Source organism: Enterobacter sp. ENT03, assembly GCF_019218745.1.
Taxonomy (GTDB): domain Bacteria; phylum Pseudomonadota; class Gammaproteobacteria; order Enterobacterales; family Enterobacteriaceae; genus Enterobacter_D.
Window position 1 is genome coordinate 1 of the sequence record NZ_JAHUXA010000008.1, and the last position, 25,125, is coordinate 25,125.

Sequence of the window (25,125 nt, forward strand, 5' to 3'; positions counted from 1 at the left end):
AAGGACGAGGAGAAAAATTTGTGGCAAACTGTCTGTAAAGGCACGATGAGGTCTCTTCTGTATTGTTAGCGCAACCAGTAGATCACACTTCATCGTGCCTTTCATTTTTCTGGGGATACCTCAGCCCGCCGGGAGAGGGTTTTTCCCTGTTACCTGGTTCACACTTTCCCGCGAATAGCTGTTTTCTCCATGTCTTTGACGTAAACCTGCAACGCAAAAACCCCATAGCGCGCGAATAATTCTCTCCATATCTCAACGGGAGAATTGTCGATGGACAACGCGAAACTGTCAGTCAAAGAAAAGATCGGCTACGGAATGGGCGACGCCGGATGTAATATCATCTTTGGCGCTATCATGTTGTTTGTGAATTATTTCTATACGGACATATTTGGTCTTGCCCCGGCGCTGGTGGGCGTGTTGCTGCTCTCTATCCGTGTTATTGACGCCGTAACTGACCCGATCATGGGGGCGCTGGCGGATCGCACCAAAAGCAAATATGGGCGATTTCGTCCATGGCTGTTATGGATTGCCGTCCCTTATGCGGTGTTCAGCGTGCTGATGTTTACCACGCCGGACTGGACCTATAACAGCAAAGTTATCTATGCCTTCATCACCTACTTCCTGCTGTCGCTGACCTATACCGCCATCAACATCCCTTATTGCTCTCTCGGCAGCGTTATCACCAACGATCCCAAAGAGCGCGTGGCCTGCCAGTCTTACCGTTTTGTGATGGTGGGGATCGCCACCCTGCTGCTGTCGCTGACGCTGCTGCCTATGGCTGAGTGGTTTGGCGGCGAAGATAAAGCCAAAGGCTACCAGATGGCGATGACGGTGCTGGCGTTTATCGGCATGTGTATGTTCCTCTACTGCTTTGCGACGGTGCGCGAGCGTGTTAAGCCTGCCGTCCCTACCAACGATGATCTGAAAAAAGACTTTAAAGACGTCTGGAAAAACGACCAGTGGGTACGCATTTTGCTGCTGACGCTGTGCAACGTCTGCCCTGGCTTCATCCGCATGGCGGCGACCATGTACTACGTCACCTGGGTCATGGGACAAAGCACCCATTTCGCCACGCTGTTTATCAGTCTCGGCGTGGTGGGCATGATGATCGGCAGCATGCTGGCCAAAGTGCTGACCGACCGCTGGTGTAAATTGCAGGTCTTCTTCTGGACTAACATCGTGCTGGCGATTTTCTCTGGCGGCTTCTACTTCCTCGATCCGCAGGCGACCACGCTTATCGTGGTGCTCTATTTCCTGCTCAATATCATTCATCAAATCCCCTCTCCGCTGCACTGGTCGCTGATGGCGGACGTGGATGATTACGGCGAGTGGAAAACCGGTAAACGCATTACCGGCATCAGCTTCTCCGGTAATCTGTTCTTCCTGAAAGTGGGTCTGGCGGTGGCGGGAGCGATGGTCGGCTTCCTGCTCTCCTGGTATGGCTACGACGCGGGCGCGAAAGCGCAAAGCCCGAGCGCCATCAACGGCATCGTGCTGCTGTTCAGCGTCATTCCGGGCGTGGGCTATTTGATCACCGCGGGCGTGGTACGTCTGTTAAAAGTCGACCGTGAAACCATGAAACAGATCCAGAGCGATCTGGAAAAACGTCGCGCTAACTATCGGGAACTGAGCGAGACGGCTTCACATCACCCGGTTAAACCATAAGGAAAGCCTGATGAACACGTGGCCTAATCCCTTTATCGAACAGCGCGCCGATCCCTTTATTCTGCACCACGATAATGCTTACTACTTTGTCGCCTCAGTACCGGAATACGATCGGCTGGAAATCCGCCGCGCCAGCACGCTCGAAGGATTACGCGAGGCACCTGCGACGGTGGTGTGGCATAAACCCGCCAGCGGCCCGATGAGCCAGCTCATCTGGGCGCCGGAGCTGCATCATCTTGACGGCAAGTGGTATCTCTACTTTGCTGCCACACACACTCACGATCTGGATGCACTAAATATGTTCCAGCACCGCATGTTCGTGCTGGAGTGCGCCGACGCCGATCCGCTGACCGGCCACTGGACGGAAAAAGGGCAGATAAAAACGCAGTTGGACTCTTTCTGTCTGGATGCGACCACGTTTAACCATCAGGGCAAACAGTGGTATCTGTGGGCGCAAAAAGATCCGGCCATTGACGGCAACTCGAACCTGTATCTGGCAGAGCTGGAAAATCCCTGGACGATTAAGGGCAGGCCGGTGATGTTAAGCAAACCGGAGTTTGACTGGGAATGCCGCGGCTTTAAGGTCAACGAAGGTCCGGCGGTGCTGTTCCACGGCGATCGGTTATTTGTCAGTTATTCCGCCAGCGCCACCGATGAGAACTACTGTCTTGGCCTGCTGTGGATCGATATTCATGCCGACCCGCTGAACCCGCAAAACTGGCATAAATCGCCGCAGCCGGTGTTTGTGACCAGCGATAAAAATCGCCAGTACGGGCCGGGGCATAACAGCTTTACACAAACGCCGGAAGGCGAAGACGTGCTGGTTTACCATGCGCGCAACTACACGGAGATCGAGGGCGATCCGCTCTACGATCCGAATCGTCATACGCGTCTGAAAGTGATCCAGTGGAAAGAGGACGGCATGCCGGACTTTGGGGTGCCACCGGCGGATACACGGTAACACAACGCTTCAGGCCCTTCTCTGAAGGGCTTTTCACTCTGGTATAACAGCTGTAAAACCACCCCCAATCATGTCAGACCAATTACCACAAAGTTATGTGACAACCTTCTCAATTGGTTAAAAACATAACAACCAAGATAAATATCATAATAGCGAAACAAATGCCCAGTCCATACAGTAAAAAATATACACACTACTGTCTGGAGAAAAAAATTGAACACAGTCAGGAAATTATCCGTCGCCGAGAAAATTGGCTTCGGCATGGGCGATGCTGCCTGCGGTATCGTATATTCTTCCGTCACAATGTTCTTAACTTATTTTTATACTGACATTTATGGACTTTCTGCCGCAGCGGTTGGAGTAATGTTTCTGGTAACACGTATTCTGGACGCTGTTACCGACCCATTAACCGGTCTGGTTGCCGATCGGGTCCGTACACGATGGGGGCATTTTCGCCCATGGTTAATTTGGTTTGCCATTCCTTATGCGGTTCTGGCGGTATTGACTTTCACCACACCTGATTTCGGTCAATCAGGAAAATTACTCTACGCCTATATTACTTACACCTTACTGATGCTCTGCTACACCTTTATCAATATTCCCTATTGTGCGCTGGGCGGTGTAATTACCGCCGATGAAAAAGACCGCCTGTCTGCGCAATCTTACCGCTTTACCATTTCTTCCCTGGCCGGATTAGTCGTCTCGGTCGCCACATTATTTTTAGTTGACTGGCTTGGTAAAGAAAATAAACAGTTTGGCTTTCAGGCCACTATGGCAATTATGGGAACCCTCGCCGTCATCATGCTTTTTTACTGCTTCTTTAGCACTTCAGAGCGCATCCGGCCCGGCACAGAAAACAACGGCAGCGTAATGGAAGACTTGCGCATTCTGCTGGCAAACGATCAATGGCGCATCGTGGCTATCATCACCTTTTTCTCTAGCATGGCAGGCGTGATGCGCAGCGCAGCCACGCTCTATTATGCCACGTACCTGATGCTCGGCGGCGTGGAGAGCGCGGCGGGAACGGCGATGAAATCCGCTTTTGTCTCCACAAGCGTCGTGGGCACGATTATCGGCAGTATTGTGGCGGGATATTTGGCCCAGCGTTATCGTGCAGTCTCACTGTTTAAAAATATTAACCTTCTTCTGGTGTTGATTGGCGTAGTGATGTTCTTCATTCCGCCGAACTGGCTGGTAGTCGTGTTCCCACTCTATTTCCTGGTCGGTTTTTTCCATCAAATGTATCAACCTTTCAAATGGAATATGATGGCTAATGCTGCTGATTATGGCGAATGGAAATTTGGTCGCCGTATTACAGGCCTGTCTTTTTCCGGAAACTTATTTGCGCTTAAAATGGGCATGGCGGTCGCGGGTGCATTTGTTGGTTTTTCGTTGGGCTGGTTTGGCTATCAGGCGGGAGTTCCTACCCAAACATCGCTGGCAACGCATGGCATTATCGGCTTATTAACTATCGGTCCTTCTCTCTCTTATCTGATCCTTTACGGCCTGGCCTATTTTTATAAACTTGATGATAAAATGATGAGCCAAATCCAGTACGATTTAGCGCAGCGCCAAAATGATATAAATGAGACGGCAGATGAACATTCTCCGGTAACTACTGGCAGTACCCCCCAACCTTTAACTGCGAACGGAGGAAACCATCATGCCTGATTACGCTGCTCGTCCAGGTTATTATTGTAATCCCGTGATCCATGCTGATTATTCCGATCCCGATATTGTTCATGTCGGTAGCGATTTTTATATGGTGTCATCCAGCTTTAATCATTTTCCCGCGTTACCCGTGCTGCATTCGCGCGATTTGGTTAACTGGCAGATCATTAATCATGTCTTTTCAAACTTTGATAATTCCACTTACGATACCGTTCAGCCGGGTAAGGGCGTCTGGGCACCTTCAATCCGCTACCATAACGGTAAATTCTGGGTCTTTTTCAGTACACCGGACGAAGGAATATTTATGTCGTTTACCGACGATCCTCGCGGTCAGTGGAGCACGCCCCACTGCCTGAAAAAGGCGCAGGGCTGGATCGATCCCTGCCCACTGTGGGATGCCGACGGGCGTGCCTGGCTGGTACATGCTTTCGCGCACAGTCGCAGCGGTAAAAAACATCAGTTGCAGCTTGTGGAGATGTCACCGGATGGACGCTCACTTCTGGACGAAGGACAAATTATTTACGACGGGGCGCTGGATCAGCCGACGCTCGAAGGCCCGAAGTTCACCAAACGTAACGACTGGTATTACATCTTTGCCCCGGCAGGCGGAGTAGAAACGGGCTGGCAGGCAGTGTTACGCGCCCGCAACCTTAGCGGCCCCTGGGAAGCGCGCGTCCTTTTACAGCAGGGGAAAACGAGCGTCAATGGTCCGCATCAGGGGGGCTACGTCGAACTGGAAAATGGCGAGTGCTGGTTTGTACATTTTCAGGATGCCGATCTCTATGGGCGAATTGTTCACTTACAGCCGATGCACTGGCAAGAAGATGACTGGCCACGTCTGGGTGTCGAACACAATGCGCAAGGCATTGGTCAACCAGCTATGGAACATGTCCTGCCGTCGGTGGCGCAGCACCCGCAGGGTTTTCAGTGCCCGCAAACCAGCGATGACTTTCCTGAAGGCCGTCCGGGGTTGCAATGGCAATGGCAGGCGCACCCTCAACCACACTGGTTACAGCAAACAGCGGAAGGTCACCTTACCCTCAGTTGTGTACCGATGCCTGAATACCAGGGCAGACTGGCATTGTATGCTCAGCCGAATCTGTTACTGCAAAAGTTTCCGGCCCGGGAATTTAGCGCCACAACATGCCTGAATGCTGGGCTTCAGCAGCAGGGCGAGATGAGCGGTCTGATAGTGTATGGCGAACGTTATGCCACCCTGGCGCTTGAACAGCGTGCCGGTCAGCTAATATTGATTCTTCACAGCGCCTGGATGAGTGACTCAGGGATTTTGCATCAGCAACAACGTGATATTACCGACTGGCCGACCACGACTCCACTGTGGCTTCGCGTCAAGGTTGCGGCGGGCGGACTTTGCTGGTTCAGCTACAGTGGCAACGGCGCAGAATGGCATGAGGTAACCCCGCATTTCGCCGCCGGAAAAGGCAAATGGGTGGGCGCGAAATTAGGCATCTTTGCCGCGTCCCGCTCGAGTGGCGATCCTGCAGGGAAGGCGTACTACTCGCATTTTCACGTTGAGATAAAGTGATAAACAAGCCAGCGCTATGGCGCTGGCTTGTTTATCGACCAGGAGGCTTACACCAGCGTCCCGTAAATCGTCAGCAGCGCCACCACAACGACTACCACAAACGACGTTTTCTTCGCCATCGACACCGCTACTTTTGGCGTTTCGACGCGGTCCAGATGCGGCTCACGCGCCAGCGAATACTGCGCCAGTCGCGTTAACACCTGATACTGCGACGTATGGCGATCGGAAAGTGACGCAAACCAGGCCGGAAGCGCCTTTTCACCATGACCAATCAGCGCATACACCACGCCTACCAGCCGCGCCGGGATCCAGTCCAGCACATGCAGAATGGCATCGATGCCTGACTGATGGCGCTGCGGTGGCGTCATATAACGCGCCAGCCATGACTGCCAGGCGCGTAAAAACGCATATCCCACCAGCGTCACCGGCCCCCAGGTACCGCCGACGATAAACCAGAACAGCGGCGCGAGGTAAAAGCGGAAGTTAATCCACAGCAGAGCGTTTTGCAGTTCGCGCAAAAACTCGCGCTCATCGCAGTCTGGCGGCACGCCATGGATCATGGTCAGTTCGCTGGCCATCGCATCACGCGCATGGGCATCGCCGCGGGCGGCGGCTTTCAGATAGGCATGGTAGTGCAATCGCACCTTGCCCGCGCCGATACACAACAGCCCGAGCATGATCCACACCACCAGCAGCGGCACGTTGAAAAACAGGCCATAGAGGGCGCGTAATACCAGAAACGTCGCCAGCATCGCCAGCGCGGTCATTCCCAGCGTGTGGAGCATGGAAAAATGGCGGATACGGCGGAACAGCACTTCAAGGCGGTGATCGAGCTGCCAGTGCTCGCCGAGTTTAAACAGACGCTCGGCAATCAAAACCAACAGCATGGTAAACAACGTCATGTCATCTCCTTATCTGACGAGGGGGTGACCAGAGCACGAAATGTCGCCCAGTCAAAAGCCGGGCCGGGATCGGTTTTACGCTCAGGTGCAATATCGCTGTGCCCGGTTATATTGTCAGCAATCGCCGGATAAAGCCCGATCAACGTTCGCGTCACGGCCGCCAGCTGCTGATATTGCGCCTCGGTATAGGGGATGGTATCCGTTCCCTCAAGCTCAATGCCAATCGAAAAATCATTGCACCGCTCACGGCCCGCATAGCATGAAACGCCCGCATGCCAGGCGCGTTTATCAAAAGGAACATATTGCACAATTTCGCCATCGCGACGGATCAGGCAGTGCGCCGACACCCGCAGGTGGGCAATCTCCGCGAAGAAAGGATCGGCTTGCGGATCCAGCGTACCGGTGAACAGCGCATCAATCCATGGCCCGCCAAATTGTCCGGGCGGCAGACTAATATTATGCACAACCAGTAACGAGGGGGTCTCATCGTCCGGGCGGCAATCATGGTGCGGCGAAGGCACATGACGCGCATCCACCAGCCAGCCCTTGTTTAACAGCATGCAGGATCTCCTAAGATATGGTGCTGATACACGGTTCAGAGTAGCATGTTTCAATCTTTTGATTCGTTCCCCTTTTTGGAGTTTTATCATGCCGCCTCGCCGCTACAACCCCGACCATCGACGTGACGCGCTGTTAGAACGTATCAACCTCGACATCCCTGCTGCCGTGGCGCTTGCGCTGCGGGAAGATCTCGGTGGTGAGGTGGATGCGAACAATGATATTACCGCACAATTGCTGCCCGCAGACGACCGTGCTCATGCGGTAGTGATCACCCGTGAAGACGGCATTTTCTGCGGCAAACGCTGGGTTGAAGAAGTGTTTATTCAGCTGGCTGGCGACGATGTGACCCTGACATGGCACGTCGCCGATGGCGATGCCATCACTGCGAATCAACCGCTGTTTGAACTGGACGGTCCTTCCCGCGTACTGCTGACCGGCGAGCGCACGGCGCTTAACTTTGTGCAAACGCTCTCCGGCGTCGCCAGCGTGGTCAGCCGCTACGTGGCGCTACTGGCAGGCACCAAAACGCAGCTGCTGGACACGCGCAAAACCCTGCCGGGGCTGCGCACAGCGCTGAAATATGCCGTCCTGTGCGGCGGCGGCGCGAACCATCGCCTTGGGCTGTCGGATGCGTTTTTGATCAAAGAGAATCACATTATCGCTGCGGGCAGCGTGCGTCAGGCCGTGGAAAAGGCCTTCTGGCTGCACCCTGACGTGCCGGTGGAAGTGGAAGTCGAAACCCTGGAAGAGCTGGATGACGCGCTGAAAGCGGGTGCCGACATCATCATGCTCGACAACTTCGACACCGATCAAATGCGCGAAGCGGTAAAACGCGCCAACGGCCAGGCGCGACTGGAAGTGTCCGGTAATGTCACCGCAGAAACGATCCGCGAATTTGCCGACACCGGCGTGGATTACATCTCGGTGGGGGCGCTGACTAAGCATGTACAGGCGCTGGATCTGTCGATGCGTTTCCGCTGAGACTGTTTGCCCGGCGCGACCCGCCGGGCAATTTTCCGTAGCCGCTCGCATTAACCGTGTCGGCTTTTGCAACAAGTACAACATCTTCTGAAGCCGTCTTCTCAGACGAATTTTATCCCCTCGCACCGCCCCGCCGTTACTGCCACAGTCGCTCCAGGTCATCAAGGAGCTCACACTATGTACACGCAAAAAGGATTTACCTTAATTGAGTTAATGGTGGTTATCGGCATCATTTCCATCCTCAGCGCCATCAGCATTCCTGCCTATCAGAATTACCTGCGCAAAGCGGCGTTAACGGACATGCTGCAAACCTTCATCCCCTACCGGACAGCGATTGAACTTTGCGCCCTCGATCATGGCGGCGTGGCGGTCTGCGACGGGGGCAGCAATGGCATTCCCTCACCCACCACTACGCGCTACGTCTCCGCCATGAGCGTGGCAAAAGGGGTGGTGGCGCTCACCGGCCAGGAAAGCCTGACCGGGCTTGGCGTTACCCTCACGCCACAGTGGAATAACAGCAGCGGCATGACGGGCTGGGATCGGCTGTGCACCGTGCAGGACGATGGCGCGCTCAAGCAGGCCTGCGAAGAGGTGTTTCGCTTTAGCGGTGAACAGGGGGCGAAATGAAACAGGAACAGCTAATCGGCCTGTGTCAGCGCCACAACGCGCTGCTACTGGAGATTGACGAAGCGCGGATCCGCATCGCCGTGCCGGGCGATGCCCCGGCAGATCTGCTGGCCGCGCTGCGCTTCGCCACCCAAAAGCGTATCGACATCGCATGCTGGACGCCGGAGGAGATGGAAAAATACCGGCAACGTCTCTCTGCCCCGCAACTGGCTGCGGTGCCGCAGGACAGCGCCACGGCGACAGCCTTTCTCGATCACACCCTGCAACAGGCATTAACGCTACGGGCATCAGATATTCACTTTGAGCCGGGCGACAGTGATTTTCGTATCCGTTTACGGGTGGACGGCGTGTTGCACGCACTACCACTGGTGTCACCGGCAATGGCGAAAACCCTCGTGGCGCGTCTGAAAGTGCTGGGCAATCTGGACATCGCTGAGCGCCGCCTGCCGCAGGACGGTCAATTCACCGTGACGCTCGGTGGCAAAGCCATCTCCTTTCGCATTGCTACTCTGCCCTGCCGCTACGGTGAAAAAGTCGTTCTGCGTCTGCTGCATCAGGTCAATCAGGCGCTGGATCTGTCACAGCTCGGCATGCTGCCGGATCAGCTGGCACAGTTTCAGACCGCCCTCAGCAAACCCCAGGGATTACTGCTGGTGACCGGGCCAACCGGCAGCGGCAAAACGGTGACGCTCTACAGCGCCCTGCAAACGCGCAATCACGTTGAGGTGAACATTTGCAGCGTGGAAGATCCCATTGAGATCCCGCTGGCGGGGCTTAACCAGACGCAGATCAATCCGCGTGCGGGCCTGAGCTTTCAGAGCGTACTGCGCGCATTGCTGCGGCAGGATCCGGATATTGTGATGGTGGGTGAGATCCGCGATGGCGAAACCGCGGAGATCGCCATTAAAGCGTCGCAGACCGGACATCTGGTGCTGTCGACGCTGCACACCAACTCCACCAGCGAAACCCTGACGCGCATTCAGCAAATGGGCGTGGCACCGTGGATGCTCGCCTCCGCGTTATCGCTGGTGGTGGCGCAAAGGCTGGTGCGCAAACTCTGCCCCCACTGCCGGACAAAAACGCAGAGCGACACGCTGATCCCGGCATCGCTATGGCCGAGCCCGTTGCCACAGTGGCAATCCACCGGCTGCGATCAGTGCTATCACGGTTTTTACGGCAGAATCGCGCTGTTTGAAGTGCTGCCGATGAATAAGGCACTGCGGCAGGCTATCGCCGCCGGTGCGACAGCCAGTGATATTCAATGCAAAGCACGCGAGGCGGGTATGACCACGCTGTTCGAGAGCGGCTGTCTGGCCGTCGAACAAGGACTGACCACCCAGGAAGAGCTGCTGCGGGTACTGGGTATTCCCCATGCCGATTAACACGCTGTGGCAGTGGCGCGGACTGGATCAGGCGGGGGATCTGCAGGAGGGGTTGCTGTGGGGTGAAGATCGCGTCAGCGTGGCAATGACATTACAACGCCGCACTGTCCATCTCTTACAGCTCAGACGCTGCCCGGTGCGCCCCCATGTCTGGCGAGGAACGCAAAGCATGGAGCTGATCCGCCAGTTAGCCACGCTGTTGCAGGCGGGGCTGACGCTGCCGGAGGCGTTACGGCTTTTAGCCGGACAGCATCCGCGCCCCCAATGGCAGGCACTGCTGCAACATATGGCGGAGGAACTGGAACAGGGCACGCCCTTTTCGGCAGCGATACAGCAGTGGCCACAGGCGTTCCCCCCGCTGTACGTTGCCCTGATCCACACCGGCGAGCTGACGGGTAAACTCGATAGCTGTTGTTTTGAACTGGCGGACCAGCAAAAAGCGCAGCGGCTACTGGCGGCGAAGGTTAAAAAAGCCCTGCGTTATCCATTGATTGTGTTATCGCTGGCGGTGCTGATTGTGCTGGCGATGGTCTATCTGGTGCTGCCGGAGTTCGCTGCCATCTACCGCACCTTTAACGCGCCGCTGCCAGCGTTAACGCGCGGCGTGATGGCCATGGCAGACGTGATACATCAGTGCGGTGCGGCGGTGCTGATACTTTTCATCGTGATACTGCTCGCGCTGTGCAGACTGCGTAAAAAGCCGGGCTGGTTACGCTATCGTCAACGCTTGTTGCTGCGCTGTCCGGTGGTCGGTGCCCTACTGCGTGGGCAAAAGCTCAGTCAGATTTTTACCGTACTCGCACTGACGCAAAACGCCGGTATCGCCTTTTTGCAGGGGCTGGAAAGTGTGGAAAACACGCTGCCCTGCCCGTACTGGCGGGACGTACTGCATAACGTGCATCAGGAGATCACTCAGGGAACGCCGATATGGCAGGCGCTGAAAAACAGCCGCGAATTTACCCCGCTCTGCGTACAGCTGGTGAGAACCGGCGAAGCGTCAGGGGCGCTGGATACCATGCTGGGGGATCTGGCCCGCTATCACAGTGAAAAGACGCAGCATCTGGCGGATAACCTGGCCGCATTGCTGGAGCCGATCATGCTGATCGTGACGGGATTAATTATTGGTACGCTGGTGGTGGCGATGTATCTGCCGGTGTTCCATCTGGGGGATGCGATGAGCGGGATGGGATAAGGCTGGCGCAGCGAACCGCGCCAGCAGCCGCATCAGAGGCTGTTGAAGACGCGGTTCTCTTGCTCCGCCACGCGGATAAACGTGGTGCGCTTGGTCAGCTCTTTCAGACGGGACGCGCCCACGTAGGTGCAGGCAGAACGCAGGCCGCCGAGAATATCACGCGCGGTGTATTCAACCGGGCCACGCAGCGGAAGCTTCACGGTTTTACCTTCGGCTGCACGGTAGCCTGCTACGCCGCCAACATGACGATTCATCGCGGACTCAGAGCTCATGCCGTAAAACAGCATGAATTTCTCGCCGTTTTCATCCACTACAGTGCCGCCGCTTTCATCATGGCCCGCCAGCATACCGCCGAGCATCACGAAATCTGCGCCGCCACCGAAGGCTTTCGCCACGTCACCCGGTACAGTGCAGCCGCCGTCGCTGACGATTTGACCGCCCAGACCATGCGCTGCATCAGCACACTCGATCACCGCAGACAGCTGTGGATAGCCCACACCAGTTTTCACACGGGTGGTACAGACGGAACCTGGGCCAATACCTACTTTGACGATATCCGCGCCGCAGAGGATCAGCTCTTCACACATTTCGCCGGTCACTACGTTACCTGCGCAGATGGTTTTATTCGGCCATGCTTCGCGCGCTTTGGTCACAAACTGCGAGAAATGTTCGGAGTAACCATTTGCCACATCAATGCAAATAAAGTTCAGGGCTGGATTCAGGGCAAGGATCTGACGGGTTTTGTCGAAATCCGCATCAGAGGTGCCGGTGGACACCATTACGTGTTTTAACACTGCATCGGATTCACGCTCAGCGAATGCCTGCCAGTCGGCCACGGAATAGTGTTTATGTACTGCCGTCAGAATGTCGAATGAAGCCAGTGCTTTTGCCATCGCGAAAGTGCCGACGGTATCCATATTGGCGGCAATAATCGGCACGCCAGACCAGGCCATACCTGAATGCTTAAAGGTGAACTCGCGTCCCAGTTCAACATCGGAACGGCTTTTGAGGGTAGAACGTTTAGGGCGGATAAGGACGTCTTTGAAACCTAACTTCAAATCTTCTTCGATACGCATGTAGGGGTCCTGGGGTTAATGGCGATAAAAGCAAACTGTCAAACACACAACTCCAGTGACGCTATCATACGCACTAAATAGGTCTGCGCAAGACTGCGAAATTCTCTTTTTTTACGCTACAATCCTATAAATTTACCTGGAAAACTGGCCTGTTTCGCCGCATCTGACTCGCCGTTTTCTGTACAAATTACAACCGATTGATTTACGAACAAAATAAATTGACCGGTCGTCTGGCTGACCATTTTGGGATGTTGCGTTATGGGGTATACGGTCGCCTTAACCGGGGGTATTGGCAGTGGCAAAACCACTGTTGCAAACGCTTTCTCCCGCTGTGGGGTTAACGTTGTAGACGCTGATGTTATCGCCCGCCAGGTCGTTGAGCCGGGTACGCCGGCCCTGGCCGCCATTGGCAACTACTTCGGCAGCACAGTGATTAACGCCGACGGGACGTTAAATCGTCGCGTACTGCGCGAACGCATTTTTTCCTCCCCGGCAGACAAAGCCTGGCTTAACGCATTACTGCATCCGTTAATTCACCAGGAAACCCAGCGCCAGATTGCGCAGGCGACATCGCCTTACGTCTTATGGGTCGTTCCGTTATTGGTCGAAAATCAGTTACATACCAAAGCCGATCGGGTGCTGGTGGTGGATGTCTCGCCGGAAATACAACTCTCTCGCACCATGCAGCGCGATGGCGTAACACGCGAACATGCCGAACATATTCTCGCCGCACAAGCGACGCGAGAAGCACGCCTGGCCGTCGCTGATGATGTTATTGACAATAATGGCGCACCAGATGCTGTGGCATCGGATGTTGCCCGCCTGCATACCGCGTACCTACGCTACGCCGCGCAGGCCGTTTCACAGGAAAAACCTTAATGCACACCCACGTCCTCTTTGAACACCCGCTTAACGAGAAAATGCGCACCTGGTTGCGCATTGAATTTTTGATCCAGCAGCTGTCATGCCGTTTACCTATCGCCGATTCAACCGATGCGCTGCATTTTTTCCGTAATATCGGCGATCTGCTGGATGTGTTCGAGCGCGGTGAAGTGCGCACAGAATTATTGAAAGAGCTGGAGCGCCAGCAGCGTAAGCTGAAAGCCTGGATTGAAGTACCGGGCGTGGATCAGGAGCGGATCGCCGCCCTGAGTGAACAGCTTCGCCAGTGCAGCACACTGCTGATGTCTGCCCCGCGCATTGGTCAGTTACTGCGGGAAGATAAGCTGATTGGTCTGGTACGCCAGCGCCTGAGCATTCCTGGCGGCTGCTGTAGCTTTGATTTGCCGACGCTGCACCTGTGGCTGCATCTGCCTCAGTCGCAGCGGGACGAGCAGGTCAGCATCTGGCTTAATAGTCTGCAACCTTTGACCCAGACGTTAACCCTGATCCTCGATTTAGTCCGTAATTCCGCGCCATTCCGTAAGCAGACCAGCCTGCATGGTTTTTACCAGGATAACGGCGATGATGCCGATTTACTGCGTCTGCATATCGCCCTGGCGGATGCACTCTATCCACAAATTTCCGGCCATAAAAGCCGCTTCGCCATTCGCTTTCTGCCACTGGACAGCGAGAATGGCGTCATCCCTGAACGTCTGGATTTTGAACTGGCTTGCTGTTAAGGAACTGATATGTCTGAAGTCATGATTGTAAACTGCCCGACCTGCGGGAAAAAAGTTGTCTGGGGCGACGTCAGTCCGTTTCGCCCGTTTTGTTCGAAGCGCTGCCAGCTGATTGATCTCGGTGAGTGGGCGGCGGAAGAAAAACGCATTCCGAGTGCCGGCGAGCTTAATGACAGCGATGACTGGAGTGAAGAGAAGCTTTAAGGCTCCTGGTGTAACCGGGCGACAATAGGGGCATTTGCGGGCGGGAAATCGTCTGCATTCAGCGCCTGCTGCGCAATCCAGCCGCCCGGCTGACCTTCTCTGCCCCAGGGTTCGCCTTCCCAGCCTTCGACCAGATAGAACCACAACGTGATATGCAGTTCCGGGTAGCTGTACTCCAGTCGCTCGTACAGCTGCGCGCTGGTAACAACGATCCCGACTTCCTCTTCCAGCTCGCGCACCAGCGCCTGTTCCGGCGTTTCTCCCGCTTCGATCTTACCGCCGGGAAACTCTTTTTTGTTCGCCATATGCGCGTCGGCGGCACGTTGAGTAATAAAGATTTCGCCCTGCGCGTTGCGGATAATGCCCGCTGAAATATGCAGTACTTTCATTAAGTTCGCTCCATAAAAAAGGCGCAGTTATCTGCGCCTTTTGTGGTGGTCGTTACCGGATCAGTTCAGACGGCCATGACACTGTTTGAATTTCTTGCCGGAACCGCACGGGCAGGGATCGTTTCGGCCCACTTTGCGTTCGCCGGTCTGGGCAGCCAGCGCTTCTGCAGCTTCTGCTTCGTCGGTCTGATGGCTGAGCTGTTGCATCTGCGCCAGACGTTCAGCTTCCTGACGACGCTGCTGCTCCATCTCTTCCACTTCTTCCGGCTCGCGCACCTGCACCTTGCTCAGGGTGCTGATCACTTCATACTTCAGTGATTCCAGCATCGCCGCAAACATGGCGAAGGATTCGCGTTTGTATTCCTGCTTCGGATCTTTCTGCGCGTATCCGCGCAGGTGGATGCCCTGACGCAGGTAATCCATCGCTGCCAGATGCTCTTTCCACAGGGAATCCAGCGTTTGCAGCATCACGCCTTTTTCGAAGTGGCGCATCATCTCGGTGCCGACGATTTCTTCTTTGCGTTTATAGACTTCAATCGCCTGAGTCAGAATACGCTCACGCAGGGTCTCCTCGTGCAGCTCTGGCTCTTTATCCAGCCACTCGCCAATCGGCAAATCAAGATCGAAGTCGTTTTTCAGACGTTCCTGCAGACCCGGGATGTCCCACATTTCTTCCAGCGACTGCGGTGGAATGTGCGCATCAATGGTTGCCTTGAAGACATCTTCGCGGATGCTGTTGATGGTTTCGCTTACGTCGGACACATCCAGCAGTTCGTTACGTTGGGAGTAAATCGCACGACGCTGATCGTTCGCCACATCATCATATTCCAGCAGCTGCTTACGAATATCGAAGTTACGGCTTTCCACTTTACGCTGAGCGTTGGCAATGGCTTTGGTCACCCATGGGTGTTCGATAGCTTCGCCCGGCTTCATCCCCAGTTTACGCATCATGCCCGACACACGGTCAGAGGCAAAAATACGCATCAGCGCATCTTCCATCGACAGGTAGAAACGAGAAGAACCCGCATCACCCTGACGACCAGAACGGCCACGCAGCTGGTTATCGATACGACGGGATTCGTGACGCTCAGTACCAATGATGTGCAAGCCACCGGACGCCAGTACGGCATCGTGACGCACCTGCCAGTCGGCTTTAAGCTGCGCGATCTGCTCTGGCGTTGGATCTTCCAGCTCGGCAAGCTCTGCCTGCCAGCTACCGCCCAGCACAATATCCGTACCACGACCCGCCATGTTAGTGGCGATGGTCACTGCTGACGGATAACCGGCCTGCGCGACGATAGCGGCTTCGTTGGCGTGGAATTTGGCGTTCAGCACGTTGTGCTTGATACCGGCTTTTTCCAGCTCGTGGGATACCACTTCTGATTTTTCGATAGAGATGGTACCCACCAGCACTGGCTGGCCGTTCGCGGTACGCTCTTTAATGTCTTCGATAATAGCCTGAATTTTTTCCGCTTCGGTCATGTAGACCAGATCCGGCATATCTTTACGGATCATCGGACGGTTGGTCGGCACCACCACGGTATCCAGCTTATAAATGGAGCTAAATTCAAAGGCTTCGGTGTCAGCGGTACCGGTCATACCGGCCAGTTTTTCATACAGACGGAAATAGTTCTGGAAGGTGATGGACGCCAGCGTCTGGTTTTCGTTCTGGATTTGCACGCCTTCTTTAGCTTCTACCGCCTGGTGCAGACCATCGGACCAGCGACGGCCCTGCATGGTACGACCGGTGTGCTCATCAACGATGATGACTTCGCCGTCTTTGACGATGTAGTCAACGTCGCGGGTAAAGAGCACGTGCGCACGCAGCGCAGCGGTAACGTGGTGCATCAGCATGATGTTCGCCGGAGAGTACAGCGACTCACCCTCTTCCATAATGCCTTCTTTTACCAGCAGTTCTTCCACCAGCACCAGACCGCGCTCAGTGATGTTTACCTGGCGGGATTTCTCATCCACCGAGAAGTGCCCTTCACCCTGGAAGGTGTCGGAGTCTTCTTTTTCCTGGCGGATCAGATTTGGAATGATTTTATTCACGCGCATGTACATCTCGGAGCTGTCTTCAGCCGGGCCGGAGATGATAAGCGGCGTACGGGCTTCATCGATAAGGATGGAGTCCACCTCATCCACCAGCGCGTAGTGCAGTTTACGCTGCACGCGTTCTTCTGGACTGAATGCCATGTTATCGCGCAGGTAGTCGAAGCCGTATTCGTTGTTGGTGCCGTAGGTGATGTCAGCGGCATAAGCTTCGCGCTTCGCTGGCGCTGGCATATTGGGCAGGTTGATGCCTACCGTCAGACCGAGGAACTCAAACAGCGGACGGTTGTTTTCAGCATCACGCTGCGCCAGATAGTCGTTGACGGTAACCACGTGCACGCCTTTACCGCTCAGAGCGTTCAGGTAAGCCGGCAGGGTTGCGGTCAGGGTTTTACCTTCACCGGTACGCATTTCTGCGATGCAGCGTTCATTGAGCACCATACCGCCCAGCAACTGCACGTCAAAGTGACGCATACCGAATACACGTTTACTCGCTTCACGTACTACCGCAAAGGCTTCCGGGATCAGGCTTTCAACGGTCTCACCCTTTTCCAGACGCGCACGGAATTCACCGGTTTTGGCTTTCAGCTCATCATCGGTGAGCTTTTCCATTGCCGGTTCCATGCTGTTAATCACACCCACTACTTTGCGCATACGGCGCAGGGTACGGTCGTTACGACTACCAAAAACTTTTGTTAATAATTTGATTAGCATAATAAAATCTCAAACGCCCCGCTTCGCGGAGTCTACTAAAAAAGGAAAATACCAGAAAAGATCAGCTGAGGCGTTGAGGTCCAGCGCGGATCCCCTGCACCTGGCTTAGCCAGGCAGAGACGGTAAATGCCGCCGGGGAGAAAGATGAGGCAGTGACGTACTGACGAACGATGACCGGAGGTTTTCTCTCCTGGGTCAGTAAAGCATTCAGCGTATCCAGCAGCGCGCGATGATGCGCTTCAATGGGTAACGGTTCTTCCGCGACAGAAAGCGCCTGAGGTGCCATCGCAAATGAGAGATGGCGGATAACGGTGCGGATGGCGTGCTGATGCCAGTAATCGACGGTAAAACTGGGACGACGATTTGCTTCCAGCAACGCGAGGCTGGTGAAGTTTACCGGGTTGAGGCGATCGTGATTACTGGCGGCGGTTTTTGCAGGTTGAGTCGCGTCAGCATTATTATTGAGCGTGGGGAGGCCGAGACTCGCCGCGACCATCCCTAACAAGAGATGCGGCCAGAAGTAGCGTCTGCCAAATTGTCGCCAGCGCGTCAGTAATCCGCTCACTTACCTCACCTGAATTGATGCAAACCTGCACAGGTTTATTGTGTATTGGTTTTTGTGCGCCCAAATATTACCACTAATGCCGGGATACGACAGCAGTAATGAGGAGATGGACGGCGTAAATCTGCTTAAGAAAGCGGCGAACGCACCAGGAAAAATGCTGAAGTAGATATAGCACACGGCAGACAGGAAGAAGCATCGAAAACCGGCAGTTAAAAACAAAAACGACTGGCGCCCCTGACCGGAGAGAGTGCCAGGTTAACCAGTCGAATTTTAATAATGGTGTGGGCTGTTAAGCCAGAACCATTGTCGGTGCTTTGAACGCCAGCGGCATTTCTGCCTCGTCCTGGAACGTCACATATTCCCAGGCTTCCTGTTTTGCCAGGACTGCCTGCAACAGTTTGTTGTTCAGCGCATGACCGGATTTGTACGCGGTAAATGCACCGATGATATTGTGACCACACATGAACAGGTCGCCAATCGCATCCAGCATTTTATGACGTACGAATTCGTCTTCAAAACGCAGACCGTCTTCGTTCAGTACGCGATAATCGTCAACGACGATGGCACAATCGAAACTACCGCCCAGGCACAAACCGCGGGACTGCAGATATTCGATATCACGCATAAAACCGAAGGTACGTGCACGGCTAATCTGACGCATGAACGCATCGGCAGAGAAGTTCATCGCATAGCGCTGGTTGCTGGAGTCAATCGCCGGATGGTTGAAGTCGATGGTAAAGTCCAACGAGAAACCATTGTACGGTTTAAATTCAGCCCATTTATCGCCATCTTCGACGCGAACCGTCTCTTTAATGCGAACGAATTTCTTCGCGCAGTTCAGTTCGTCGATACCGGCATCAAGCAGCAGGTAAACGAACGGAGCAGCACTGCCGTCCATGATCGGGATTTCTGGCGCGTCGACTTCAATCATAATGTTGTCGATACCCAGCCCCGCCAGCGCGGCGTTAAGGTGCTCTACGGTAGAAATACGTACGTCATGCTCGTTCACCAGGCAAGTACAGAGCATGGTATCACGCACAGATTTGGCATCGGCCGGGAAATCTACCGGTGGATTCAAGTCAGTGCGACGATAGATGACCCCGGTGTTTGCCGGCGCAGGGCGTAGCGTCAGTGTGACTTTCTTGCCGGTATGTAAACCGACGCCAGTCGCCTGAACGATACGTTTAAGAGTCCTTTGTTTGATCATCGTATTATCTCGCCTAATTACCTATCCAACCAGATTGTACTACACAACCGGTGGGCCAGTTTAGCACAAAGAGCGGAGATGCCCAACTTCCAGCCAATTCTTAATCGGCCTGCTTGCGCAGAAACGCCGGGATATCCAGATAATCCGGCTCTTTCGTGGTCTGCGGCGTATTGTCGTTAACCACTTTTGCTGCCGGTTTTTGTTCCTGAGTCAGCGGTGCCATACCGTGCTGCTGGTAGCGATCCAGAACCGGTTGCTGCGTTTGTTTGTTGGTCACCAGGGTGATTTCAGGACGCTTATCCATGCCGATACCGGTCGCGACAACAGTCACGCGCAGCTCGTCGTTCATTTCTGGATCAAGCGACGTACCAATTACCACGGTCGCGTTATCGGAAGCGAAGGCACGAATGGTGTTACCTACGGTTTCGAATTCATCCAGACGCAGGTCGAAGCCAGCGGTGATGTTAACCAGCACGCCACGTGCTCCAGACAGGTCGATGTCTTCCAGCAGCGGGCTGGAGATCGCCATTTCTGCCGCTTCTTCTGCACGATCTTCGCCACTGGCCACGCCAGAGCCCATCATCGCATAGCCCATTTCGGACATCACGGTGCGCACGTCTGCAAAGTCAACGTTCATCAGACCCGGACGGGTGATCAGTTCAGCGATACCCTGCACGGCGCCTTTTAATACGTCATTCGCCGCGCCAAACGCATCCAGCAGGGAGATACCGCGCCCCAGCACTTTCAGCAGTTTGTCGTTAGGAATGGTGATCAGCGAGTCCACATGCTTGGACAGCTCGGTGATACCCTGCTCCGCGAATGCCATACGCTTCTTGCCTTCGAAATTGAAAGGCTTGGTCACGACAGCAACGGTCAGAATACCCAAATCTTTTGCTACTTCAGCCACCACTGGCGCTGCACCGGTACCGGTACCGCCGCCCATGCCCGCTGCGATAAACACCATGTCTGCGCCATCGAGCGCCGCACGCAGTGCTTCACGATCTTCTTCTGCCGCATTGCGGCCGACTTCCGGGTTAGCGCCTGCGCCCAGACCTTTAGTGATGCCGCCGCCAATCTGAATGGTTTGACCCACCGCCGTTTTACGCAACGCTTGCGCGTCGGTATTCACCGCGAAGAATTCCACACCTTCGATGCGCTCGCGCACCATGTGTTCGACGGCGTTACCGCCGCCACCACCGACGCCGATGACTTTAATCACCGCGTCGTTGGTCAGTTCCATAGGTTCAAACATAATTTCTCTCCGTTTTGTGCCTGTCGCCTGAGACCGCTAATATTCTCCGGTCTCTGAAAAAATTAAAACTCTTTTCGCAGCCAGCTGTTGAGTCGTTTGATCCACGAGCCGACTGACACACGTTTTTCCACTTCTGCTTCACCACTCAAATGGGACTCTTTCCCGTAATGAAGCAACCCAACCGCCGTGGAATAATACGGCTCCTGGGCATAATCCGTAAGTCCGGTAATATTCAGCGGCGCCCCAATACGCACCTGCGTATGGAACACGCGCTGTGCGCAGGCGGCTAAGCCTTCGATCTGCGCGGCACCGCCTGTCAACACAATCCCCGCCGCCAGATGATGTTTCACACCCTGCTGACGAAGCTGCTCCTGCAACTGTAAAATCTCTTCGTTTACCAGATTGAGCAGTTCGGTGTACCGTGGCTCAATCACTTCTGCCAGCGTCTGACGCTGCAGGCTGCGTGGCGGACGACCGCCTACGCTGGGTACTTCCACGCTCTCATCTTTACCGACGATGGAGCCGAGCGCGCAGCCATGGCGCACTTTGATCGCTTCGGCATCGCTCGGCGGCGTACCGAAGGCATACGCGATATCGCTGGTGACGACGTTCCCTGCATAAGGGATCACTTTTGTGTGACGTAACGCCCCACCGGTATAGACGGCAATATCCATTGTACCACCGCCAACGTCGACAACGCAGACACCCAGTTCACGTTCATCTTCAGTCAACACAGAATAACTGGATGCCAGTCCGGCAAAGATCAGTTGGTCAACTTTCAGGCCACAACGTTCAACGGCTTTAACAATGTTTTTCGCCATATCGTTGTGACATGTGATCAAGTGCACTTTTGCCTGCATACGTACGCCAGACAGCCCCACCGGGTTCTTGATCCCTTCCTGGTAATCAATGGCGTACTCCTGCGGAATGACATGCAGGACACGGTGCTCGTCCCGTACGCGCACAGATTTGGCAGTATGCACGACGTTTTCAACGTCTTCCTGCGTCACTTCTTCTTCTGAAATCGGTACCATACCAATTTCATTCTGGCAGCTGATGTGTTTACCAGAGAGCGCCAGGTACACTGACGAAATCTGGCAGTCTGCCATTAATTCTGCCTGGTCAATGGCACGCTGCACGCATTTAACCACGGACTCCAGGTCATTAACCCCACCTTTATCCATACCACGGGACGGGCAGCTGCCCACACCAATGATATTGATCATACCGTCGGGCAGAACTTCCCCTACTAAAGCGGCAACCTTTGCGGTGCCAATCTCCAGTCCAACTACCAGTTTTCTGTCCGTCGCCTTGATCATTGTTGCTCTGCCTGTGCCTGATTCTGTTGCTGATTAGGATCCTCAATGGGAGCCGGTTTCCATCCGACCGCCGCGCCTGAGTCATAGCGCAAGTCAACGTAGCTAATCTCTTTACCTTCGGTCTGCGCCTGCTGCAAAAGCACCGGGTACAGTTCAACAAAGCGGGACAGGCGTTTCATCGTATCGCCCCGCCCAAGATTGAGCTTAATATCGTTGTTCAACGTCAGTTGCCAGGAGCGCCGCGCGGTCATGGCCGCCTCCTTCAACGTGAACTTATCCTTCGCGAGCTCTTTGCCCATATCACGGTAGCCCTGCAGGACTTCGTTTTCGCTCCCTTCAGGACCGTACAGCAGAGGCAATCCCTCTTTGCTGACGCGATCGCCCGGTACGCTGAACGAATTTCCATCGGCATCGACCATGTGCTGATCATTCCACCGCGCTATTGGCACGTATTCAACCAGATGAATCTTCAATTCATCAGGCCATTGCTTACGAACGCTCGCCTGCTTGATCCACGGCAGACGCTCGATCTGGCTCTGGATGATGTTAACGTCCTGCGTCATAAAGGTGCCAGGCGATCCCAGCGCCAGTATGGACTGACGAATATCATCGTTACGCGTGAAATGCCGTTCCCCTGTCACCACGAGTCTGGAGAGGGGTAAACGCTGCGCATCATCCATCCAACCAAGAACCATCCAACCGCTTACCAACACGGTACACAGCACCGTAAGCAGGAAAATAATCCCTGCCAGTCGCGTTCCATTATTCCGCCGTGAAGAGATAACCTCTTCTTCACTCTGGTTGCGCGTGTTCAGTGCCGCCTGCGACATATCAGTCCGCCAATGCCAAAATTCTTACAACCAGCTGCGAGAAACTCATTCCCGCCTGGCGCGCCGCCATCGGCACCAGACTGTGACTGGTCATGCCCGGCGAGGTATTCGCTTCAAGAAGATAAAACTGACCGTCGCTGTCCTGCATGGCATCAATTCGACCCCAGCCCTGACAGCCTAACGCGGTCCATGCTTTTTGCACCAGATCGCGTAAATGCGACTCATCGCTTGCTTCTAAACCGGAAGGACAGAAATATTGTGTCTCATCAGAGAGATACTTCGCCTCATAATCATAGAAGGTTCCAGCGGGTTGGATGCGAATTGACGGTAATATTTCTTCACCGAGCACAGCCAGCGTGAATTCCGGGCCACTGAGCCATTTTTCAATAAGAACATCTTCATCATGTTGAAAAGCCATTGTCAATGCATCCAGCAATGCACTGGCTTCGGTGACTTTAGACATGCCCACGCTTGATCCTTCGCGGCTTGGCTTAACAATCAGCGGTAAGCCCAGCGCAGAAATTTGTTCCAGCACAGCGTCATCAAGACCCGCTTCGAACGCGGTACGGGTTAGCGCCACCCACGGGGCGACCGGTAAACCCGCGCCCTGCCACAACAATTTGCTGCGCAGTTTGTCCATGGAGATCGCCGACGCCATCACGCCGCTGCCGGTATAAGGCAGGCCAATCAGCTCCAGCAATCCCTGTAGGGTGCCATCTTCTCCCCCACGACCATGCAGGGCAATAAACACTTTCTGATAACCCAGGGCTTTTAACTGCGTGACGTCGGTATCGCGCGGATCCACGGGATGGGCATCAATGCCCCCTTCGCGCAGACCGGCCAGCACTGCCGCGCCGGAATTCAGCGATACGTCACGCTCAGCAGAGGTTCCCCCGAAGAGGACGGCAACTTTCTCAGCCATGATGTTCTTCCTCCTGGGTTTGCGGTTTCAGTTTGCTTTCAGCAAGGCTACGGGCGATTTTGCCGATATTGCCTGCGCCCTGGACCAGAATCAGATCGTTGCCGGTCAGGACCGGTGCCAGCATCGCGGCGACCTGAGCATGATCCGGCACGAGGATCGGGTCGATTTTGCCGCGTCCGCGAATGGTCCGGCACAGCGAACGGCTGTCCGCGCCAAGGATAGATGCTTCACCCGCGGCGTAGACATCCAGCATCAGCAAGGTATCTACCTGCGACAGCACATTGGCGAAATCGTCATACAGATCGCGGGTTCGGGTATAACGGTGCGGCTGGAAGATCATCACCAGATTTTTATCCGGCCAGCCCGCGCGTGCGGCTTTGATAGTCGCGTCCACTTCTGTCGGGTGATGACCGTAATCATCAACCAGCATCGCCGTACCTTCTTTCCCGTTCACCGTCTGAAGCGGGAATTCACCGAGGAAATCGAAACGACGACCGGTGCCCTGGAAGCTCTCCAGCGCGCGCAAGATCGCGGCATCGTCGATACCTTCCTCTGTCGCAACCGCTACCGCCGCCGCCGCATTAAGGGCGTTATGGCGACCTGGCGCATTCAGCGTCACGTGCAGCTCAGGCTTGTCCTGGCGCAACAGCGTAAAGTGACCCTGCGGCCCGGTCTGGCGATAGTTTTCAATACGCACATCCGCATCGTCGCTGAAGCCATAGGTTGTCGTCTGACGCCCTACCCGCGGCAGCAGCTCGCGGATCACGCCATCGTCGACGCACATCACCGCACGACCATAAAACGGCAGGTTGTGCAGGAAGTTAATGAACGTCTGCTTTAAATTTTCGAAGTCGCCCTGGTAGGTATCCATATGATCGGCTTCGATATTGGTGACAATCGCCACCATCGGCTGCAAATGCAGGAACGACGCATCGCTCTCATCGGCTTCGGCGATGAGATAACGGCTGTGCCCCAGGCGCGCATGCACACCCGCGGCTTTCACCAGACCGCCGTTAACAAAGGTCGGATCCAGACCTGCTTCCGCATAAATACTGGCCACCATCGCCGTGGTGGTGGTTTTACCGTGCGTACCGGCAATGGCGATGCCGTGACGAAAACGCATTAATTCCGCCAGCATTTCGGCACGGCGGATCACCGGAATACGCGCTTCATGTGCGGCGACAATCTCCGGGTTATCCGGAGTAATAGCGCTCGACACCACCACCACGCTCGCATCCAGCACGTTTCCCGGGCGGTGATTGAAATAGATAGTCGCGCCGAGGGAAGACAACTGCTGCGTTACCGGATTGGGTGCCAGATCGGATCCGCTGATCTGATAGCCTTCGTTGGCCAGCACTTCAGCAATACCGCCCATACCGGCACCACCAATGCCAACAAAGTGAATGTGCCGGACGCGACGCATCTCGGGCACGATAGAACGCAGTTTCGCCAGTTGTTGTGTATTCATTCTCTAAACGCCATCGA

Annotated in this window: 23 protein-coding genes; 11 read left to right on the forward strand and 12 right to left on the reverse strand. The window is 54.8% G+C overall.

Annotated elements, in window-relative coordinates:
- The first annotated feature begins 270 nt into the window (after positions 1–270).
- The 4 genes from KW828_RS11935 to KW828_RS11950 all read left to right on the forward strand — a co-directional run bounded on the left by KW828_RS11935 (position 271) and on the right by KW828_RS11950 (position 5,843).
- Entirely contained in the window at positions 271–1,665 is a 1,395-nt protein-coding gene (locus tag KW828_RS11935; protein ID WP_218336557.1) for a glycoside-pentoside-hexuronide (GPH):cation symporter, read from the forward strand.
- Positions 1,666–1,675: 10 nt separating this feature from the next.
- Positions 1,676–2,626, forward strand: a complete 951-nt coding sequence (locus KW828_RS11940) for a family 43 glycosylhydrolase (RefSeq protein WP_218336558.1) — start codon at positions 1,676–1,678, stop codon at positions 2,624–2,626.
- A 213-nt stretch (positions 2,627–2,839) separates the two neighbouring features.
- On the forward strand, positions 2,840–4,297 hold the full coding sequence (locus KW828_RS11945; protein WP_218336559.1) for a glycoside-pentoside-hexuronide (GPH):cation symporter: 1,458 nt from the start codon (positions 2,840–2,842) through the stop codon (positions 4,295–4,297).
- Entirely contained in the window at positions 4,290–5,843 is a 1,554-nt protein-coding gene (locus KW828_RS11950; RefSeq protein ID WP_218336560.1) for a glycoside hydrolase 43 family protein, read from the forward strand. Before KW828_RS11945 ends, KW828_RS11950 begins: the two co-directional genes overlap by 8 nt.
- A 47-nt stretch (positions 5,844–5,890) precedes the next feature.
- Here KW828_RS11950 and ampE read toward each other — a convergent pair whose 3' ends face one another.
- Entirely contained in the window at positions 5,891–6,745 is an 855-nt protein-coding gene (ampE, locus tag KW828_RS11955; RefSeq protein WP_218336561.1) for a beta-lactamase regulator AmpE, read from the reverse strand.
- Positions 6,742–7,305, reverse strand: coding sequence for a 1,6-anhydro-N-acetylmuramyl-L-alanine amidase AmpD (gene ampD / locus KW828_RS11960; protein ID WP_218336562.1), 564 nt, complete (start codon positions 7,303–7,305; stop codon positions 6,742–6,744). The genes ampE and ampD overlap by 4 nt, the downstream gene beginning before the upstream one ends.
- An 88-nt stretch (positions 7,306–7,393) precedes the next feature.
- Between ampD and nadC the strand changes: the two genes are divergently transcribed.
- From nadC to hofC, 4 genes are all read left to right on the forward strand, one after another.
- Positions 7,394–8,287, forward strand: coding sequence for a carboxylating nicotinate-nucleotide diphosphorylase (gene nadC / locus KW828_RS11965; protein WP_218336563.1), 894 nt, complete (start codon positions 7,394–7,396; stop codon positions 8,285–8,287).
- Between the two features lie 177 nt (positions 8,288–8,464).
- Positions 8,465–8,914 carry a prepilin peptidase-dependent pilin gene (ppdD, locus tag KW828_RS11970; RefSeq protein WP_218336564.1) on the forward strand — a complete coding sequence of 150 codons (450 nt, stop codon included), beginning with the start codon at positions 8,465–8,467 and terminating at the stop codon, positions 8,912–8,914.
- Positions 8,911–10,296 carry a type II secretion system protein GspE gene (gspE, locus tag KW828_RS11975; protein ID WP_218336565.1) on the forward strand — a complete coding sequence of 462 codons (1,386 nt, stop codon included), beginning with the start codon at positions 8,911–8,913 and terminating at the stop codon, positions 10,294–10,296. Before ppdD ends, gspE begins: the two co-directional genes overlap by 4 nt.
- Entirely contained in the window at positions 10,286–11,488 is a 1,203-nt protein-coding gene (gene hofC, locus KW828_RS11980; protein ID WP_218336566.1) for a protein transport protein HofC, read from the forward strand. The genes gspE and hofC overlap by 11 nt, the downstream gene beginning before the upstream one ends.
- A gap of 32 nt (positions 11,489–11,520) precedes the next feature.
- On the opposite strand, the gene KW828_RS11985 is transcribed toward hofC, so the two are convergent.
- The gene (locus KW828_RS11985) at positions 11,521–12,564 is read right to left on the reverse strand and encodes a GMP reductase (RefSeq protein WP_218336567.1); all 1,044 of its coding nucleotides are present in this window, start codon (positions 12,562–12,564) and stop codon (positions 11,521–11,523) included.
- A gap of 258 nt (positions 12,565–12,822) precedes the next feature.
- Between KW828_RS11985 and coaE the strand changes: the two genes are divergently transcribed.
- From coaE to yacG, 3 genes are read left to right on the forward strand one after another with little or no spacing between them, the layout of a single operon-like run.
- Positions 12,823–13,443, forward strand: coding sequence for a dephospho-CoA kinase (gene coaE, locus KW828_RS11990; protein WP_218336568.1), 621 nt, complete (start codon positions 12,823–12,825; stop codon positions 13,441–13,443).
- A complete protein-coding gene (zapD, locus tag KW828_RS11995; RefSeq protein WP_218336569.1) occupies positions 13,443–14,186 on the forward strand; it encodes a cell division protein ZapD in 744 nt (247 codons plus the stop codon). Before coaE ends, zapD begins: the two co-directional genes overlap by 1 nt.
- Positions 14,187–14,195: 9 nt before the next feature.
- Positions 14,196–14,390, forward strand: a complete 195-nt coding sequence (yacG, locus tag KW828_RS12000) for a DNA gyrase inhibitor YacG (RefSeq protein ID WP_218336570.1) — start codon at positions 14,196–14,198, stop codon at positions 14,388–14,390.
- Here yacG and mutT read toward each other — a convergent pair.
- From mutT to murC, 9 genes are all read right to left on the reverse strand, one after another.
- Positions 14,387–14,779, reverse strand: coding sequence for an 8-oxo-dGTP diphosphatase MutT (gene mutT / locus KW828_RS12005; RefSeq protein ID WP_218336571.1), 393 nt, complete (start codon positions 14,777–14,779; stop codon positions 14,387–14,389). The genes yacG and mutT overlap by 4 nt on opposite strands.
- Before the next feature lie 60 nt (positions 14,780–14,839).
- On the reverse strand, positions 14,840–17,545 hold the full coding sequence (gene secA / locus KW828_RS12010) for a preprotein translocase subunit SecA (protein ID WP_218336572.1): 2,706 nt from the start codon (positions 17,543–17,545) through the stop codon (positions 14,840–14,842).
- Positions 17,546–17,606: 61 nt separating this feature from the next.
- Positions 17,607–18,110 (reverse strand): secA translation cis-regulator SecM, encoded by a 504-nt coding sequence (gene secM / locus KW828_RS12015; RefSeq protein WP_218336573.1) that lies wholly within the window; start codon positions 18,108–18,110, stop codon positions 17,607–17,609.
- A gap of 289 nt (positions 18,111–18,399) precedes the next feature.
- On the reverse strand, positions 18,400–19,317 hold the full coding sequence (lpxC, locus tag KW828_RS12020; RefSeq protein WP_129361820.1) for a UDP-3-O-acyl-N-acetylglucosamine deacetylase: 918 nt from the start codon (positions 19,315–19,317) through the stop codon (positions 18,400–18,402).
- 100 nt (positions 19,318–19,417) lie between these two features.
- Positions 19,418–20,569, reverse strand: a complete 1,152-nt coding sequence (ftsZ, locus tag KW828_RS12025) for a cell division protein FtsZ (protein WP_088220811.1) — start codon at positions 20,567–20,569, stop codon at positions 19,418–19,420.
- Positions 20,570–20,631: 62 nt separating this feature from the next.
- Positions 20,632–21,888, reverse strand: a complete 1,257-nt coding sequence (ftsA, locus tag KW828_RS12030; RefSeq protein ID WP_072570610.1) for a cell division protein FtsA — start codon at positions 21,886–21,888, stop codon at positions 20,632–20,634.
- On the reverse strand, positions 21,885–22,718 hold the full coding sequence (gene ftsQ / locus KW828_RS12035; protein ID WP_218336574.1) for a cell division protein FtsQ: 834 nt from the start codon (positions 22,716–22,718) through the stop codon (positions 21,885–21,887). The genes ftsA and ftsQ overlap by 4 nt, the downstream gene beginning before the upstream one ends.
- 1 nt (position 22,719) lies before the next feature.
- Positions 22,720–23,640, reverse strand: a complete 921-nt coding sequence (locus KW828_RS12040; protein WP_218336575.1) for a D-alanine--D-alanine ligase — start codon at positions 23,638–23,640, stop codon at positions 22,720–22,722.
- Positions 23,633–25,108: a UDP-N-acetylmuramate--L-alanine ligase gene (gene murC, locus KW828_RS12045; RefSeq protein WP_218336576.1), complete on the reverse strand. Its 1,476-nt coding sequence runs from the start codon at positions 25,106–25,108 to the stop codon at positions 23,633–23,635. Before murC ends, KW828_RS12040 begins: the two co-directional genes overlap by 8 nt.
- Positions 25,109–25,125: the final 17 nt, after the last annotated feature.

What these genes read in the sequence shown, in the direction of transcription:
- ppdD (WP_218336564.1), top strand. Translation starts at nt 8,465, where the DNA reads ATGTACACGCAAAAAGGATTTACCTTAATTGAGTTAATGGTGGTTATC.
- ftsZ (WP_088220811.1), bottom strand. Translation starts at nt 20,569, where the DNA reads ATGTTTGAACCTATGGAACTGACCAACGACGCGGTGATTAAAGTCATC.
- coaE (WP_218336568.1), top strand. Translation starts at nt 12,823, where the DNA reads ATGGGGTATACGGTCGCCTTAACCGGGGGTATTGGCAGTGGCAAAACC.
- gspE (WP_218336565.1), top strand. Translation starts at nt 8,911, where the DNA reads ATGAAACAGGAACAGCTAATCGGCCTGTGTCAGCGCCACAACGCGCTG.
- ampE (WP_218336561.1), bottom strand. Translation starts at nt 6,745, where the DNA reads ATGACGTTGTTTACCATGCTGTTGGTTTTGATTGCCGAGCGTCTGTTT.
- ftsA (WP_072570610.1), bottom strand. Translation starts at nt 21,888, where the DNA reads ATGATCAAGGCGACGGACAGAAAACTGGTAGTTGGACTGGAGATTGGC.
- hofC (WP_218336566.1), top strand. Translation starts at nt 10,286, where the DNA reads ATGCCGATTAACACGCTGTGGCAGTGGCGCGGACTGGATCAGGCGGGG.
- KW828_RS12040 (WP_218336575.1), bottom strand. Translation starts at nt 23,640, where the DNA reads ATGGCTGAGAAAGTTGCCGTCCTCTTCGGGGGAACCTCTGCTGAGCGT.
- KW828_RS11940 (WP_218336558.1), top strand. Translation starts at nt 1,676, where the DNA reads ATGAACACGTGGCCTAATCCCTTTATCGAACAGCGCGCCGATCCCTTT.
- yacG (WP_218336570.1), top strand. Translation starts at nt 14,196, where the DNA reads ATGTCTGAAGTCATGATTGTAAACTGCCCGACCTGCGGGAAAAAAGTT.
- murC (WP_218336576.1), bottom strand. Translation starts at nt 25,108, where the DNA reads ATGAATACACAACAACTGGCGAAACTGCGTTCTATCGTGCCCGAGATG.
- ftsQ (WP_218336574.1), bottom strand. Translation starts at nt 22,718, where the DNA reads ATGTCGCAGGCGGCACTGAACACGCGCAACCAGAGTGAAGAAGAGGTT.
- mutT (WP_218336571.1), bottom strand. Translation starts at nt 14,779, where the DNA reads ATGAAAGTACTGCATATTTCAGCGGGCATTATCCGCAACGCGCAGGGC.
- zapD (WP_218336569.1), top strand. Translation starts at nt 13,443, where the DNA reads ATGCACACCCACGTCCTCTTTGAACACCCGCTTAACGAGAAAATGCGC.
- secA (WP_218336572.1), bottom strand. Translation starts at nt 17,545, where the DNA reads ATGCTAATCAAATTATTAACAAAAGTTTTTGGTAGTCGTAACGACCGT.
- lpxC (WP_129361820.1), bottom strand. Translation starts at nt 19,317, where the DNA reads ATGATCAAACAAAGGACTCTTAAACGTATCGTTCAGGCGACTGGCGTC.
- KW828_RS11950 (WP_218336560.1), top strand. Translation starts at nt 4,290, where the DNA reads ATGCCTGATTACGCTGCTCGTCCAGGTTATTATTGTAATCCCGTGATC.
- KW828_RS11985 (WP_218336567.1), bottom strand. Translation starts at nt 12,564, where the DNA reads ATGCGTATCGAAGAAGATTTGAAGTTAGGTTTCAAAGACGTCCTTATC.
- nadC (WP_218336563.1), top strand. Translation starts at nt 7,394, where the DNA reads ATGCCGCCTCGCCGCTACAACCCCGACCATCGACGTGACGCGCTGTTA.
- KW828_RS11935 (WP_218336557.1), top strand. Translation starts at nt 271, where the DNA reads ATGGACAACGCGAAACTGTCAGTCAAAGAAAAGATCGGCTACGGAATG.
- ampD (WP_218336562.1), bottom strand. Translation starts at nt 7,305, where the DNA reads ATGCTGTTAAACAAGGGCTGGCTGGTGGATGCGCGTCATGTGCCTTCG.